Raw genomic sequence first — 14,946 nt, forward strand, 5'->3', positions numbered from 1 at the left:
GGTTGGGGGCCTGCTCGCTGCGCTCGCTCACCTTGAGAACTCTAGCGCCTGGATCGGGGTGCGGGCCGGAGCGAGCCGAGGCTCAGGTGTCGGCCGGGTGTGCGGCGCGGGCGACCCCGTACCGGCGTGTCGTATGTGGGTGTCCGCGCCGTGCGGGCCGGGCCACGCCGCAGCCCCGTCATCACCCCGTTCAAGGCGCGAGGTCCAGGTCGGCCCTGGGTTCGATCGCCCCGACGTCAGCCGCGGCCGGCCCCTCCCGGAGCAGCAGATCCAGAGCGCCGTGACCTGGTACGGCGCCGAACGGGTCGATGTCGATCCAGGGGCGCAGCACGAACGCGCGCAGGTGGGCGCGCGGGTGCGGCAGCGTCAACTCCGGGTCGCCGTCCACGATCGGCGTGCCGGCGTCATCCCAGACCACGATGACGTCCACGTCCAGTGTGCGCGGGCCGAAGCGGCGGTCCGGATCACGGGTCCGGCCCGACTCCGCCTCCAGCCGCCAGGCGGTCTCCAGCCAGTCCCGCGGGCCCTTGTCCGGCGCCGCGACCATGACCGCGGCGTTCAGGTAGGACGGCTGGTCCGCGTCGCCCCACGGCGGCGTCTCGTAGACGCCGGAGACCACAAGCACATCGTCGCCGAGTCCGGCCACGGCGGCGCGCAGATGCGCGAGCCGATCACCGAGGTTGCCGCCGATCGAGAGCAGCGCGCGGGTCACGGCCGGCTCCGGCGCAGCGTGACCGAGACGTCCGCGAACTCGTGCGGGATCGGGGCCTGCGGTTTGTGCACGGTGACGGTCGCGGCCGCCACCCGGGTGTCTGCCAGGCAGGTGGCGACAAGCCGGCCGGCCAGCGTCTCGATCAGGTTCACCGGCTCGCCGGCCGTGATCGCGACCAGCCGTTCGGCCAGCTCGCCGTAGTGGACGGTGTCCGTGACCTCGTCGGAGGCGGCCGCGCGGGACAGGTCCAGCTCCAGCACCACGTCGATCAGGAAGTCCTGCCCTTCCGCACGCTCGAAGTCGTAGACGCCGTGGTTGCCGCGTACCCGCAGGCCGCGCAGCGTGATCACGTCTTTCGCCGGTTCGGCGTTCATCGGCTCAGCCCCGGCCGTCCGGTCGCGCTCCACACCGCGAGCGCGTCAGCGGTGTCCCGGACCTGGTGGACGCGCACTCCCCAGGCGCCGGCCGCGACCGCGAGCACGCTTGTCGCCGCCGTCGCCGCGTCGCGCTGCCCGCCGGCCGGCCGTGGCGTGCCGTCCGGGCCGGCCAGCAGGCTGCCCAGGTAGGACTTGCGGCTGGCCGCGAAGAGCAGTGGGAACCCGAGCGAGAGCAGGTCGCCGAGGTGCCGGGTGAGCGTCCAGTTGTGCTCCGCGCCCTTGGCGAAGCCGAGCCCGGGATCGATGATGATCCGGTCAGCGGACACCCCCGCGGCAAGCGCGGCGTCCACCCGCTGCGACAGCTCGGCCCGGACCTCAGCGACGACGTCGTGGTAGACCGCGAGCTGCTGCATCCGCTGCGAGTGCCCGCGCCAGTGCATCAGGATCCACGGTACGCCCGCGGCCGCGACCACTGTGGCCATATCGGAATCCGCGAGCCCGCCGGAGACGTCGTTCACCGCCACCGCCCCGGCCTCGATCGCGTCGGCGGCCACTGTCGCGCGGGTGGTGTCGATGGTCACCGGCACGCCTGCGGCGGAGAGCGCGCGGATCACCGGAAGCACCCGCCGTGACTCCTCCGCGGCGTCCACCCTGGCGGCGCCCGGGCGGGTGGACTCGCCGCCCACGTCGACCAGGTGCGCTCCATCGGCGCGCATCTCGATGCCGTGGGCGACCGCGGCGTCACGGTCGGCGTACCGGCCGCCGTCGGAGAACGAGTCCGGGGTGACGTTCAAGATCCCCATCACGACCGGGCCCGGGAGGGTACGCAGATCAGTCACGGGTAGACGGTATCGACCAGGCGGTTAGGCACCCGCAGGCACCGGTTCCGGCATACCATCGGGCTGCGAAGCGCCGGGCGGAAAGATGGATCTTGTCCGGATTTTCCTCGAACACATGTGCTATAACAGTGACTCACGTTCAATCACGTGCGCACCACGGGTAACGGACCTGGAAGCTTGTTCGGGACCGTGACGAGCCGTACGCTTTGCAATTGCGCAGCATTCAGACGTCGAATCTTGAGGAGTCGGGGCAAGATACTTAAAACGCCCAAGTCACCCACGAGGGAGACCCTGAAACGTTGAGCGGAACGCCGCCCATCGCTCCCTCAAGGAACGACCGTCACAAGGCTTGACAACTGCTGTTCCGCGGCACCCCACAGCCGGCCGCGGACCGGGGAGGTTCTCCAATGATCGCCACAGAGCTCGTCACGCACACGCTCGACTTGCTCGCCAACGTCTCGTCCATCGCCGCCGAGGAAGATCCCGGCATCAACACCGACGGCATCCTCACCTTCTTTGCCACCAAGATCGCTCCGATCCTGCTGGCTGCGCTCGGCGTCATCTTCATCGGCCGCGCGAGCAAGGGCGAGATCTCGAAGGTGCTGACCAGCTCCGCAATCGCCATCGTGGGCCTCGCCTTCATCGCGGGCGCCGCGACGATGTTCCTCCTGGGCGATTACCTGATCAACCTGATCTTCGAGTAAGCCGCGGGGCGGAACATGAGACTGCGGACTGACGACGACATCTACCGGGCGAGGCTCGTCTACCTCGGCCCGCCGGGGTACACGCTCCCCATCCACCTGCCGTACGCGCAGTACGGCGTCTTCGTCCTGCTGGTGCCGCTCTTCATGTTCCTGCACTGGCTGGTGTCGTTCCAGGTCGAGGTGTTCCCGGCGTGGGAGATCGCGCTGGCCATGGTCACCACCTCGCTGATCTTCCGCTACGTCGACCCGGACCGGCCGGCCCGGGTCGTCATCCGCACCGCGCTGACCGACTGGCGCCGTACCCGCGAGCCGGCCGTCGAGCAGCGGGACCCCCGCCTCGTGGCCGCCCGCATCCGCGTTCGGGAGGAGCTGGTATGACGATGTTCCCCAACCCGCGACGCACGCCCTCTGGCGGGGCGAGCGCATGACGCGGTCGTCCCAGCCGGGCTCAGCGCGCCCGGCCGCAGATCACAACGGCAACGTCGGTAACGGTAAGCAGCCTCACGGCTACGATGAGCCGGATCTTGCCGCCGAGTCCGGCTTCGCCACCAACCCGGGGCACGGGTCCGTCGCACGCTTCCAGGCACCCCAACCCGTGAGAGGCCGGCCCGCAATGACCCGCGGCGGCGACAATGCCGACATCGACTCGCCCTTCCTCGACCTCTTCGGAGGCGCGCCCGGCGAGGCGGCCACACACGTGCCGGCCGCACAACCCGCGCCCGCCGCGCAGTCACCGGCCGCGGTCCCGGCGCCACCCGCCCAGATCTCGCCGCCCGCGCACATCACGCCACCCGTGCAGATGACACCGCCCGCGCAGATGACACCGCCCGCGCAGGCGACGCCGCCCGCGCAGGCCATGCCGCCGACCGCACGGCCCGAGCCGGCCGGGGTCGGCTCGCCGAGCGCGTCCGCACGCCCCGACGGCGGGAAGCCCGGCACCCCACAGCATGCGGCCGGACGCTGGCAGACCCGTGACCGGCGCGCGTCCGCGGCCCCGCCCGCCCCCACCCGGGAGCGGCAGACCGGAAGCAGCGGCGGAGGGCGTCCACCCTCCGGTCGCGGCAGCACGACCGGGCGCCCGGCACGGCCGTTGCCGCCGCTGCCACCGCCGCCCCCGATCCCGCAGGTGCACACCGAGGTGGGCACGCGCGTACCCGTACCCCCGGCTCATGGCCTTGAGGCGGCGCTGCCGCCTGGTCCTGCCCCCGCCGCGCTCGGCGCCGCTCCCGCGGAGGCACCCAATCTGCCCGCGGTCCGGCAGGGTGACCGCCGTCCTGCGCGCAAGCCCGCCAAGGACAAGAAGCAGCAGCTCGTCATCCCGGCCCGGGCGCCGAAGAAGTTCAACGACCGCGACGCCTCCGTCGAGCTGGCGATCACCGAGATCGCCGGGCACCTGACGTTCACGCCGAACACGGTGACCGCCTGGTACTGGCTGCCCGAGGTGCGCTGGGCGTTCCGGCCGGACGCCGAGCGGGAGGCGCTGCTCTCCGCCATCTCCGAGCAGTACGCCGGCCTGGCCGGGTTCCGGCTGCACCTGCGGCGCACCAACCGGCCGTTCCCGGCCGACGAGTGGGCGCGCAACGTGGACAGCAACACGCTGCGGCCGCTGCCCGACGTGCCCGGCGGCACCTCCTGGTCCGACCACCTGGTCTCCGCGCAGCGGCACCTGATGTCGGTAAACCACTCCGAGGGCCAGACCTACCTGGGTGTCACGTTCGCCCGGCGCTCGCTCGGCGACTCGCTCAGCGAGCGGATCCTGCGGATGTTCGGCCGCGGCGTCGCCGAGGGCGAGCGGAAGAAGCTCGGGCGCACGGTCGAGCAGTTCGACGAGGTACTCAACGCGTTCGGCATGCGCGGTCGGCAGGTCACGCCCGGCGAGCTGGAATGGCTGCTGTACCGGTCGATCGCGCTCGGCATGTCGCCGCCCGGGCCGCTCTCCCCGATCACCAACGGGCAGTGGGAGCGCGGCGACATGCTCGCACTCACCGAACAGATCGAGCGGTACCGGACGCCGTACGGCTCCACAGTGAAGCTCGTCAACCGGATGACCGGCGAGGAACGGCACGTCGCCGTGCTCTCCGTCGGCCGGATGGAGCCGCTGGAGATCCCGGAACGGCACGAGCCGTGGATGCACTTCCACGAGCGGCTGCCCTGGCCGATGGAACTCTCCTCGCGCATCGACATCCTCGGGCCGAACGACTCCTTCCGGAACCTCGAGCACCGGCTCCGCATGATCCGCTCGCAGCAGCTCGACTACGCGGAGCACGGCATCGACGCCCCGCCGGAGCTGGAACGACTCGCCAAGCGGGCGCTTCACATCGGCGACGAGATGACCACCGGCCTGCCCGTCGAGTCCGCCCGCGCGCACGGCTGGCACCGGCTCGCGGTCAGCGGGCGCACCCGCGAGGAGTGCCTGGAGAGGGCCCGGCGCCTGATCCAGATGTACTCACGCGAACTGCGGATCTCGCTGCAACACCCGAAGAACCAGGACTGGCTGGCCCGCGAGTTCATCCCCGGCGAGCCGATCGCGAACACCGGATACGTCCGGCGCATGCCGGTCCGGCTGCTCGCCGCCGCGCTCCCGCAGGCCGCGTCCACCGTCGGTGACCGGCGCGGCGACCTGATCGGGCGTACCGCAGGCACCTGCCGCCGCCCGGTCTTCCTCGACCTGCACTTCCCGATGGAGATCCGGGAACGCTCCGGACTCGCCGTCTTCGTCGCCGAACCCGGCGGTGGAAAGTCCACGCTGATGGGCGCGCTCGGCTACCTCGCCGCCCGGCGCGGCGTACAGGTCACGCTGCTCGACCCGTCCGGGCCGCTCGCCCGGCTGTGCGCGATGCCGGAACTGCGGCCGTACTCGCGGGTGCTGAACCTGACCGGCTCCGAGCAGGGAACGCTGGCGCCGTACGCGCTGATCCCCACCCCGAAACGGGCCGAGTTCGCCCCCGGCGCCGCCGGTGACCGCGAGTTCGAGATCTCCGTCTCCAACGCCCGCGCCGAACGCCGCATGCTGGTCCAGGACATCTGCTCGATGCTGGTCCCGCCGCAGGTCGCCCGCCAGGCCTCCACCGCCACACTGCTGCGGCACGCGGTCCGGCAGGTCCCCGCGGAAGAGACGTCCACGCTCGACCACGTCGTCCAGACACTCTCCCAACTCGACAACGACGACGGCAAAGAGCTGGCCAACCTGCTCCTCGACACCGCCGAGATGCCGCTCGCACTGCTCTTCTTCGGCTCCCCGCCACCCGACGCGCTCGGCGCCGACGCCGCGCTCACCGTCATCACCATGGCCGGGCTGCGCCTGCCGGACCTGAAGATCGAGCGGGAGTACTGGTCGGCCGAGGAGTCACTGGCGCTGCCGATGCTGCACACCGCGCACCGGCTCGCCGTCCGGCGCAGCTACGGCGGGTCGATGTCCACCCGCAAGATGGTCGGCCTGGACGAGGCCCACTTCATGGAGGGCTGGCGCTCCGGACGCTCCTTCCTGGTCCGGCTCGCCCGCGACTCGCGTAAGTGGAACCTGTCCGCGCTTGTCGCCTCCCAGAACCCCAAGGACATCCTCGGGCTCGACGTGCAGAACCTCGTCTCCACAGTCTTCGTCGGCCGCATCGCCGAGGACCAGGAGATCGCGTCCGAGGCGTTGCGACTCCTCCGGGTGCCGGTCAACGACGGATACGAGGCGACGCTGGCATCGTTGTCGAACGTGGATACGACGTCGTCCACGCGGTTGGGCTTCCGGGAATTCGTCATGCGTGATGTGGACGGGCGGGTGCAGAAGGTGCGGGTCGACGTGAGCTACGTCGAGGGCCTCCTCGACTACCTCGACACAACACCGGCAGCGGCCGCGCCGGCTGTCAGCGGTGCGCTTGACCTCGCCGGCGATGTGGAGGCTTGAGATGGGGCGGCGGGCGGGGCGGGTCGGAGCGGTGGTGCTGGCGTTGATGGTGCTGGCGATGGGGACGGTGAGTTGGCCGTTTACGTCTCCGGCACAGGCAGCGGTGGCATCGTCGGCCGCGGCGCCAGGAGACCTCTGCAGCACGGATGAGTGGCAGGCAAACTTCCGACCCTGCGTTGATATGTTGGGGGAGGTCGCGAGCGAACGAGCACAGTGCTTGAAAGCCCCTGATCCCGAAGCTCCCGATGCTGGACTTGCGGGATGGTTCGCCAGTCGGCCGGAATCCTCAAAACAGCTTGGTCCCTCTGGATTTTATAGCAACTACGGGCATGCAGGGTACAATTTCGCCACATATGACATTGAAGGCGGATGCGCATCAACTATAATCGCTCCCGAGTATCGATTCGAGACCACTGTCGCAAACGGTGAATTTATGATCGCGACAGCGATTATAGGCGCTTCGAACGCACTCCGCGAGCGAGCCTGGGATCCGAAGACAATGTGGAGCTGGGCCGATCCATTAGTTGATCAAGCCACGAAGTCGATCTACAAGAAAGTTTTTAGTGTATTCGGCGCTATAACATTGAGCGTGGTCGGCCTCTATCTCCTCTGGCGTTCCCGACAGTCTGATATGAGCAACACTATGACGACAGCCGGGTGGGCACTGCTCGTAATGGTAGCCGTCACCGCCATCGCGGCATGGCCAGTAAAGTCGGCGAATCTGGCCGACTCTACGCTCGTCACCACTCTGAGCGTCGTCCACAATGCCATCGGACCTGCGAAGGACGATATTCCGCCAGAGAAGTGCGCCATGCCCAATCCAGACGCTTGCGTGGATAAGCGGCCACCGGCGGTTAGATCCAGCGATACCGTCACGGAGTCTATGCTCTACCGGAACTGGCTCAGAGGAGTTCTGGGTTCGGCCGAATCCGATACGGCGAAGAAGTACGGCGAGGCCCTTTACGATGCCCACGCACTCCGATGGGAAGAGTTGGAGAAGATCCGCACCAACCCATCGACGCGCGATGCGACTATCGCAGCCAAAAATCGGCAGTGGATGAAAGTAGCGGAACAGATCAAGGCTGAAGACACCGAGGCCTACACTTATCTCCAAGGCAAAAAGGGAATGGATAGAATCGGTGCAGGGTTTATTGCAATGCTGGCCGCTCTCCTGTTCGCACTTTTTGATATCACTGCCGCAGTTCTAGTATTACTCGGTTTCCTGATCTTCCGTTGGGCTGTGATCGCGGCTCCCATCCTCGGCACTGTAGGCCTATTACAACCAGCCGGCGAGGGTTTGCGGAGACTTGCGAACGCTGTCGTTGCGGCTGTCTTCAACATTGCGATCTTTGGCACCGGCGCTGCGGTCTATTTGTTCGCCGTCGACCTCATCATGAACACAACAACGTTGCCGGGCTGGCTTCAAGTAGTGTTGGTGTTCTTGTCGGGCGTGGTCGGCTGGATGCTGTTGCGGCCGTACCGGCGGATCACCCAGATGGGCGGCAAGAACAATGCGGCAGCCGATTCCTGGTCGCGGCGGGTCTTCCGAGATCTGCGCGAAGCCTCGCGGATCGGCGTCGACGATGACGATCGGGGCAGCCGTCGGATCAAACAGCGCGACGTCACGGTGGAACAGATCAACGTGCGGCCGGAAGCCCGCCTGGAGGATCCCGTGCACGCAAGCCCGCGCGCGGAGACCACGAGCGCGCCGCAGGTGCGCACCCGCCCGGACGGAGCCGAACACGCGCCCGACGTCGAGCCGGCCGTGGCCGGCGGCGACGGCGGAGGCTCAACCCCTCGTCGCACGCGCCGCCCTGCACAATGGACGGAACCGGACGTGACGGACGCACCCGCGTCGTACGCGATCTATCGGCCGGAGACGGAAAAGACGACCACCACCGCGCCGCAGACGCCGCGAGTGCGTGCCGAAGCCAGGTGAGGTGAGAACGGGTGCGCCGGTTCCTCGACCTGATCGTCAAGCGCCTGCTGCGGTCCCGGGCCGGGGTGGCGATCGTGTTGTTCGCGATCGTGCTGCTCATTGTGGGGGTCGCCCGCGGCTTCTCCGGGAACGCGACGGATCGTGGGCCGACCGTGACCTCCGGTGGTGATTCCACGGTCGCCGGGCCGTCCGTCGATCCGAGTTTCAACTACGACGGGCCGGTCTCCTCGCTGACGCCGGCGACGCCGTCGACGAGTCCGGGCGGCGCGGTGCCGGACGCGGTCGGTTATGCGTTCGCGGCGGCGTGGGTGGATCACCAGAACGTCTCCGCGGCGACCTGGTACGGCCGGCTGCTGCCGCATGCCACGAAGTCGCTGGCGGAGAAGCTGAAGGGCGTAGACCCGGTGAGCGTCCCGGCCGACCGGCTGACAGGTGAGCCGGTCGTGGTGCCGTACGCGGACAGCGTGGCGGATGTGACGGTCACGGTGGACTCCGGCACGCTCCGGCTCACGTTGGTGGCGCCGGACGGGCGGTGGCTGGTGGACAGCGTCGATTGGGAGCGAGCATGAGCGACTACGACGGTGTGCCCCGGCCCAAGCTGCGAATACGGCGCATCGCGCTGGCGGTGGCGCTCACCGCGACACTGACGCTGCTCTGCTGCGGCGGTACGGTCAGCGCGTTCTTCCTCGGCGGCCTGGGCGGGGTCGAGGATGACACGATGAAGTTGAGCGCCTCCGGCTGCGGCGAGGGTGGCCCGGTGAGCGCGACCGGCAACCTTCCGAACGTCGGCGCGTACAGCAAGGTCCAGGTGCAGAACGCGGCGGTCATCATCAACGTGGGCTCGAAGATGGGCGTGTCGCCGCGCGGCTGGGTCATCGCTATCGCCACCGCGATGCAGGAGTCCCGCCTCTCCAACCTCGGCAACCTGGGCGCCCGGAACGACCACGACTCGCTCGGCATCTTCCAGCAGCGCGCCAGCATGGGCTGGGGCACGCCGGACCAGCTGCAGAACGTGGAGTACGCCTCCACGAAGTTCTACGAAAAGCTGGTCAAAGTGCCCGGCTGGGAGAGCATGTCGCTCACCCAGGCGGCGCAGGCAGTGCAGATCAGCGCCTATCCGGACGCGTACGCGAAGCATGAGCCGATCGCCACCCAGCTCGTCAACATGCTGGCCAACGGCGCCGCACGTGCGATCCGGGTCGGCAAGGAACTGCGCTGCACGACCGCGGGCGAGATCGCGGCCTCGGGCTGGACCATCCCGGTAAAGGCACTGGTCGGATCCGGCTTCCGCACACCGGAACGCCCGGACCACGACGGTGTTGACCTGATCATTGCGAGAGGCGCGCCGATCTGGGCCGCATCAAGCGGAATCGTCACGGTCGCCGCCTGCGACAACGACCGTTCCGGCGCGAGCTGCAACGTGGACGGTTACCCCGGCAAGCTCGGCTGTGGCTGGTTCGTGGAGGTGCAGCACGCCGGCAACGTCATGACCCGGTACTGCCACATGGTGGAGCGGCCGTCTGCGAAGGTAGGCGACATGGTGAAAGCCGGGCAGGTCATCGGGCGGGTCGGTACCAGCGGTAACTCGTCCGGTCCGCACCTGCACTTCGAGGTGCACATGAACAACGACCGGTCGACGTCCGGCTCGGTCAACCCGGTGCCGTTCATGAAGGACAAGGGCGCCTCTCTGGACGGCGGCCAGTGAGCCGCGAGCCGTTACCTGAGGACCCGTTCGCCGGTCAGCCAGACTGGGCGCCGCGTCCGCCACGCGCGATCGTGCCGATGCCGGCCACCGGCGGCGGTGACCTGCGAGGACGGCGGGTGATCACCGGGTTGCCCGGCCTGGGCTGGCGTGCCGACCTGCGTGCGGACGAGCGCGTCGTGCAGGGCAGCCGGACCTACGTGCCGATCATGCAGGAGCAGGAGTGGTATCGGGCGGAGGCGGAGCAGATCGAGGTGTTCGCGCCGCTCGTGCCACAGGAGCGGGTCTGGATCGAGACTATCGGGTCGGCGCCGGCCTCGGACTCGCCACGTGACCTGTTGTCCCGGCTCGTTTCGCTTGATACTCCGGCCCACCGGGATCCGGTGGCGGTCATCGACTCGCCTAGCGTGCTGGGGCGAAGGGTGGTGCAGATGGTCGACGGCGTGGAGCGACGCGACCTGCGATCGGTCACCGAGCTGTACAACAACGCCGAGGGCGACATCTGCCTGCGAGTAGCCGCCGAACTGGACTGGTACCGCTGGGCCTGGACCGGCCAACTCCCCAAAACCATGGAGGTCCCGGTCCACCTGGCATGGCTTGAGTAATCTTAGCTTACCATTTGAGAGCCACAAACACGCCATTCGTCTTGGTCAAGAACAGCAAATCGCCAAGACTGTATGTCGCTTTGGGGAAATCCGTCCACAACTGCGGACAGCCGGATGTCCACTGACACCTGCCGACTTGAACCCGTACCCGACTCCGCAAGACTTCCCCAGGTAATTTGGAAGTCTGCCCCAAACCTTTCTTCTCGATCGAGAATGTCGGTTCTTAGAGCTTCGATTGCGGATAAATCCTGCGGATCTGAACACGAATACTGCGATGCTTGGATCGAATTGTTTTCGACTAGAAGCGCCCTAAGGTAGTTGTCAACCACCACATCGGGTGCGCTGCGGTCCGGCTTGGTCTCCTGGTTGTACCACCACAACCCGTACCCCACCGTTCCCGAGCAAAGCACTCCCATCACCGACGCCACCACCAGCAGCACCACTTTCCAGGACCGCCGCCGCTTCACCGGCTCCCCCGCAGCCCTCCCCGGCGAGTCCGCCCCCGGCGCCCCCGGCACGCTCGGCACGACCGGTGGCTGTTCCGGCGTGCTCTGCTCTTCCGGCTGGTTCTGCTCCACCCCTCGACCCTATCCACCCCCGCAACACCGCCCAACCCTCCATCCAGGACCCCGTACGACACGCCGATCGGGTGATCCCTGGTGCAACGAGGGCGGTTCGTCACCCGGCCGACCGCGACATGCCGGTTTTCCCCCTGTTCTGGGATACGGTCTGTGTCCGTAGGGAGGTGAGCGCATGGCCGACGACGAGACGGACGTCAGCCGGGCCGCCACCCTGCACAGGCAGGCCGCGGCGGTGCTGGCGGCTGCGGACGCGGGTCTGCACGCGCTGACGCCGGCGCCGGCCGATCTGCAGGCGCAGCGGAGTCTGGCGGAGCGTCTGTCCCGGGCTGCCGGCGTGCTCGCCCCGGGCTGGCTGGGGGCGAATCTGGCGACCGGCCAGGTCCCTCCGGATTCGCCGCCGCGGGTGCCGTCGTTTGTCCGGGTGGGTACGGCGCGCCCGTTGCCGGAGGCGGGTTTTCCGACTGTGGTGCCGCTGGCCGGCACCGGTCATCTGACTGTCGACGCGGACGCCCGCGACCCGCGTACGGCGGCGCTGCTGCGTGCGGTCCTGCTGCGTCTGCTGGCGACCACCGCGCCGGGTTCGCTGCTTGTGCGCACCGTGGACGGCGCCGACGACGCCGTCTTCGCCCCGTTTTCTCTGCTGGCGGATGCGGGCCTGATGCCGCCGCCGGCCACGGATCCGGAGGGGCTGCGCACGATCCTGACCGAGGCGGAGCAGTGGATCCGCCTGCGCACGACGTCACCGGATCACCGCAAGCGCGAGCCGCGGAAGGAGGAGCGCAAGGCGGAGAAGCGACTCTTCCTGCTGGTCGTCGCCGCGTTCCCGGCAGCGGCCGAGCCGGTGGATCTGCTTCGTTTCCGCGAGTTGGCCGCGCTCGGTCCCGAGGCCGGGCTGCATCTGCTGGTCGCCGGCTGGCCGCCGCCCGCGCTGGCCACCGGCATTCCGGCGCAGCCGCTGCCGCTCAGCACCCCGGTCACGCTTCGCGAGGCCTACGCCATAGTCGGCGATCCGCCCGGTGACTCGTTCGCCGCGCAGCCCAACGACGTGGGTTTGAACTCGCCGGTCCTGCTGGACGGTGATCCGCCGGCGGAGATGCTGGCCGCGGTCTGCCGCCGTCTGGCCGCCGGTCTTCTCTCGTTCGAGCGCCCGTCTCTGCGCGATCTGCTCCCGGCCGAGCTGTGGACTGAGGACGCCACCGACGGTCTGGCCACGGTGGTCGGGCGGGACGGTGAACGCACGGTCACGGTCCAGCTGAACGATCTGGCGCCGCACTGGCTGATCGGCGGCCGCCGGGGGGCGGGCAAGTCCGCGTTCCTGATCGCCGCGCTCGCCGGCCTGACCGCCCGCTACTCCCCCGACGACCTGGCCTTGTTCATCCCGCATACCCGAGCCCGGCAATCACCGATCAAGAGCACCGACCCTTCCCGGGGTACGACGTCCGCGCCGCATCTGAGGAGCTTGGAGAAGGACGCCGCTCAGGTTCTGCGTCACCTCGCCGGTGAGGTGGACCGCCGTGCCGCGCTCGCCGCCCGGCACGGCACCACCCGCTTCGCCGAGTTGCGTGCGGCGGTGGCCGCGACCGGGCCGCTTCCCCGCATCGTGTGCGTGATCGACGAGTTCGTGCCGTTGCTGCGCGACGATCCGGAGTTGCTGACCCAGCTCACCGCGATTTCCCGGGGCGCCCGTTCGTGCGGCGTCCACCTGGTTCTGACCACGCGCTCGCCGCGCGCGTTCCCGGCGATGCACGAGCGGGACGGCCTGTTCGCCCAGTGGACGGTACGGATCGCGTTGCCCGGCGGTGGCGACGTGCTGGAGCCGACGAACGAGTCCGCGCAGAGCCTGCCGATCGGCACGGCCGTGGTGAACACGGCCGGCGGTCTGGGCGGGCCGCGGAACGCCACCAGAGGCCACGAGAGACTTGTCCGCTTCCCCAGCCCGGACGCGGATCGAACGACGCTCAGCGACCTCCACAGCCGCCTCAACGCCGCACCGCCACGCCCGCGTCGTACCGAGGAGGAGACGCCGCCGGCCGTCCTGCTCGGCCGTCCGATGTCGGCCAGGAACGCGTCGGGTCCGCCGCCGCCGGTGGCGTTCCCGCTTGATGCCGCGCCCGGCCGGCACCTGGCGATCATCGGTGCCGACCCGCAGGCCCCGGACCTGCTTCATGCCGCCACCCGCAGCATCTCCGCACATCACGCGCCTGGCACCGCCCGTTTCCTGGTCTGCACGCTGATCGCGGACGCGGAGCCGCATGCGGACGCGTTGACGACCGCGCTGGCCCGCCGGCACGAGGTGGAGCAGTTGGACGCGGCGGGCCTGACAAAGGCGCTGGAGCTGGACGATCCCGCGTACCTGGTGGTTTTCGGCCTGGACGCGGGAGACAGGGTGACGCTTCCGCCGGACCGTCTGACCCGGTTGCTTCGCACCGGTCCGGCCCGCGGCGTGCATCTGCTGTCGTGGTGGCGCGGCACGCACCGGCTGACCGGTGACCTGAGCACCGCCGCGGCGGAGATCGCCGGCCTGGTTCTCCTGGATCTTCCGGCCGACGACGTCGAGTCACTTGTCGGCGGCGCTCCTCAGCACTCCGGCGCGCTCCTCCACGACCACCGCACCAGCACCACCACACCATTCATCCCCTTCCGCACGGAATCAGCCCGCACGGAACCAGCCCGCACGGAACCATCGCGCACGGAATCGGCTCGCACGCCAGCACGCACGGAACCGACACGCACCGAACCAGCACCCACGGAACCAGAACTCACCGACTCGGCACCCGTAGAGCCGACACGCGCAGCTCTGGCCCGCACGGAGTCTGTCCACACCGAGCCCACCCACACGGAAGCGGCACGCACCGAGCAGAAGCGGGCGGACCACCTCCTCCCCACCCCCAGGTCGGCCCGCCCGGCGGAGGCGAGGGAGACGTGACAGACGACGCCTGGGCCGCCTACCTGGAGGCCGCCCGCGAGCTCGACGTCGCCCGCCGGGACGCCACGGTCGCCGCGGGTCTGGACCGCCCGGTCCGCGCGGCCCATGACGAGCTGGCCGTGGTCCGCGCCCGCCTGGTCACCCAGCGCACCCGGCTGCGCGAGCTGGGCGCGGAGGAGTCCGCACTGATCCCGACGCTTGACGAGGTCACGTCGGTGTCGGTGACGATGGGTGAGGGACCGGCCGCGATACGGTCCGCGCTGCAACGCGCGCGCGCCACGGTGGAGGCCGCGGAGGCGAGGCTGCCCGCACCGGCCCGCCGGGACACGCCGCAGACCCCGGTGTGGGTACGCAACCTGGTGGTCTACGGCGCGCTGGCCGCGGCCGTGCTGGTGATCCAGTTGGCGCTGTACACGACCGCGAGCCCGGAGGCACTGCCCGCGTTCGCGCTGCTCTTCGGCGTGACGCTGCCGGTGCTGGCGTTCGCGCTGGGCTGGGCCGCGATCGGCCAGGCGTTCCCGCGCGGGGAGGACGGCCGCCCGGACCGTACCCCCGTGCTCGGTGTGTTGATCTGTGCCGCGCCGAGCGTCCTGACCTGCGTCGGCGTCGGCGTCATCGCCTTGATGCGGTAGACCGACCGGGTGTCACGGCCCGCGGCGTGGCCCA

At 69.3% G+C, this 14,946-nt stretch carries 13 protein-coding genes; 9 read left to right on the forward strand and 4 right to left on the reverse strand.

The features are described from left to right. Window positions 1–190: 190 nt before the first annotated feature. The 3 genes from folK to folP are packed head-to-tail and all read right to left on the reverse strand — an operon-like array spanning window position 191 to window position 1,892. Window positions 191–712 carry a 2-amino-4-hydroxy-6-hydroxymethyldihydropteridine diphosphokinase gene (gene folK, locus ACIA8K_RS13940; RefSeq protein WP_396058577.1) on the reverse strand — a complete coding sequence of 174 codons (522 nt, stop codon included), beginning with the start codon at window positions 710–712 and terminating at the stop codon, window positions 191–193. After that, window positions 709–1,086 carry a dihydroneopterin aldolase gene (gene folB, locus ACIA8K_RS13945; protein WP_396058579.1) on the reverse strand — a complete coding sequence of 126 codons (378 nt, stop codon included), beginning with the start codon at window positions 1,084–1,086 and terminating at the stop codon, window positions 709–711. Before folB ends, folK begins: the two co-directional genes overlap by 4 nt. Beyond that, complete coding sequence (gene folP / locus ACIA8K_RS13950) at window positions 1,083–1,892, reverse strand: dihydropteroate synthase (protein WP_396059212.1); 810 nt, start codon at window positions 1,890–1,892, stop codon at window positions 1,083–1,085. The genes folB and folP overlap by 4 nt, the downstream gene beginning before the upstream one ends. A gap of 443 nt (window positions 1,893–2,335) precedes the next feature. On the opposite strand from folP, the gene ACIA8K_RS13955 reads away from it, so the two are divergent. From ACIA8K_RS13955 to ACIA8K_RS13985, 7 genes are read left to right on the forward strand one after another with little or no spacing between them, the layout of a single operon-like run. Then, window positions 2,336–2,632, forward strand: coding sequence for a hypothetical protein (locus ACIA8K_RS13955; RefSeq protein ID WP_396058581.1), 297 nt, complete (start codon window positions 2,336–2,338; stop codon window positions 2,630–2,632). 15 nt (window positions 2,633–2,647) lie between these two features. Then, window positions 2,648–3,010: a hypothetical protein gene (locus tag ACIA8K_RS13960; RefSeq protein ID WP_396058583.1), complete on the forward strand. Its 363-nt coding sequence runs from the start codon at window positions 2,648–2,650 to the stop codon at window positions 3,008–3,010. A gap of 46 nt (window positions 3,011–3,056) precedes the next feature. Next, window positions 3,057–6,527, forward strand: a complete 3,471-nt coding sequence (locus ACIA8K_RS13965) for an ATP-binding protein (RefSeq protein ID WP_396058585.1) — start codon at window positions 3,057–3,059, stop codon at window positions 6,525–6,527. A gap of 1 nt (window position 6,528) precedes the next feature. Then, window positions 6,529–8,466 carry an MFS transporter gene (locus ACIA8K_RS13970; protein ID WP_396058586.1) on the forward strand — a complete coding sequence of 646 codons (1,938 nt, stop codon included), beginning with the start codon at window positions 6,529–6,531 and terminating at the stop codon, window positions 8,464–8,466. A gap of 11 nt (window positions 8,467–8,477) precedes the next feature. After that, complete coding sequence (locus tag ACIA8K_RS13975; protein ID WP_396058588.1) at window positions 8,478–9,035, forward strand: hypothetical protein; 558 nt, start codon at window positions 8,478–8,480, stop codon at window positions 9,033–9,035. Then, the gene (locus ACIA8K_RS13980; RefSeq protein WP_396058590.1) at window positions 9,032–10,171 is read left to right on the forward strand and encodes a M23 family metallopeptidase; all 1,140 of its coding nucleotides are present in this window, start codon (window positions 9,032–9,034) and stop codon (window positions 10,169–10,171) included. Before ACIA8K_RS13975 ends, ACIA8K_RS13980 begins: the two co-directional genes overlap by 4 nt. Continuing rightward, window positions 10,168–10,773 carry a hypothetical protein gene (locus ACIA8K_RS13985; protein WP_396058592.1) on the forward strand — a complete coding sequence of 202 codons (606 nt, stop codon included), beginning with the start codon at window positions 10,168–10,170 and terminating at the stop codon, window positions 10,771–10,773. Before ACIA8K_RS13980 ends, ACIA8K_RS13985 begins: the two co-directional genes overlap by 4 nt. A 2-nt stretch (window positions 10,774–10,775) precedes the next feature. Here the strand turns inward: ACIA8K_RS13985 and ACIA8K_RS13990 are convergent, their stop codons facing one another. Beyond that, window positions 10,776–11,351: a hypothetical protein gene (locus tag ACIA8K_RS13990; RefSeq protein ID WP_396058594.1), complete on the reverse strand. Its 576-nt coding sequence runs from the start codon at window positions 11,349–11,351 to the stop codon at window positions 10,776–10,778. Between the two features lie 175 nt (window positions 11,352–11,526). Between ACIA8K_RS13990 and ACIA8K_RS13995 the strand changes: the two genes are divergently transcribed. Then, on the forward strand, window positions 11,527–14,280 hold the full coding sequence (locus ACIA8K_RS13995; RefSeq protein WP_396058596.1) for an FtsK/SpoIIIE domain-containing protein: 2,754 nt from the start codon (window positions 11,527–11,529) through the stop codon (window positions 14,278–14,280). After that, complete coding sequence (locus ACIA8K_RS14000) at window positions 14,277–14,912, forward strand: hypothetical protein (protein ID WP_396058598.1); 636 nt, start codon at window positions 14,277–14,279, stop codon at window positions 14,910–14,912. Before ACIA8K_RS13995 ends, ACIA8K_RS14000 begins: the two co-directional genes overlap by 4 nt. Window positions 14,913–14,946 lie beyond the last annotated feature (34 nt).

Source organism: Catenuloplanes sp. NPDC051500, from assembly GCF_044454585.1.
In the GTDB taxonomy this organism is placed as follows: domain Bacteria; phylum Actinomycetota; class Actinomycetes; order Mycobacteriales; family Micromonosporaceae; genus Catenuloplanes.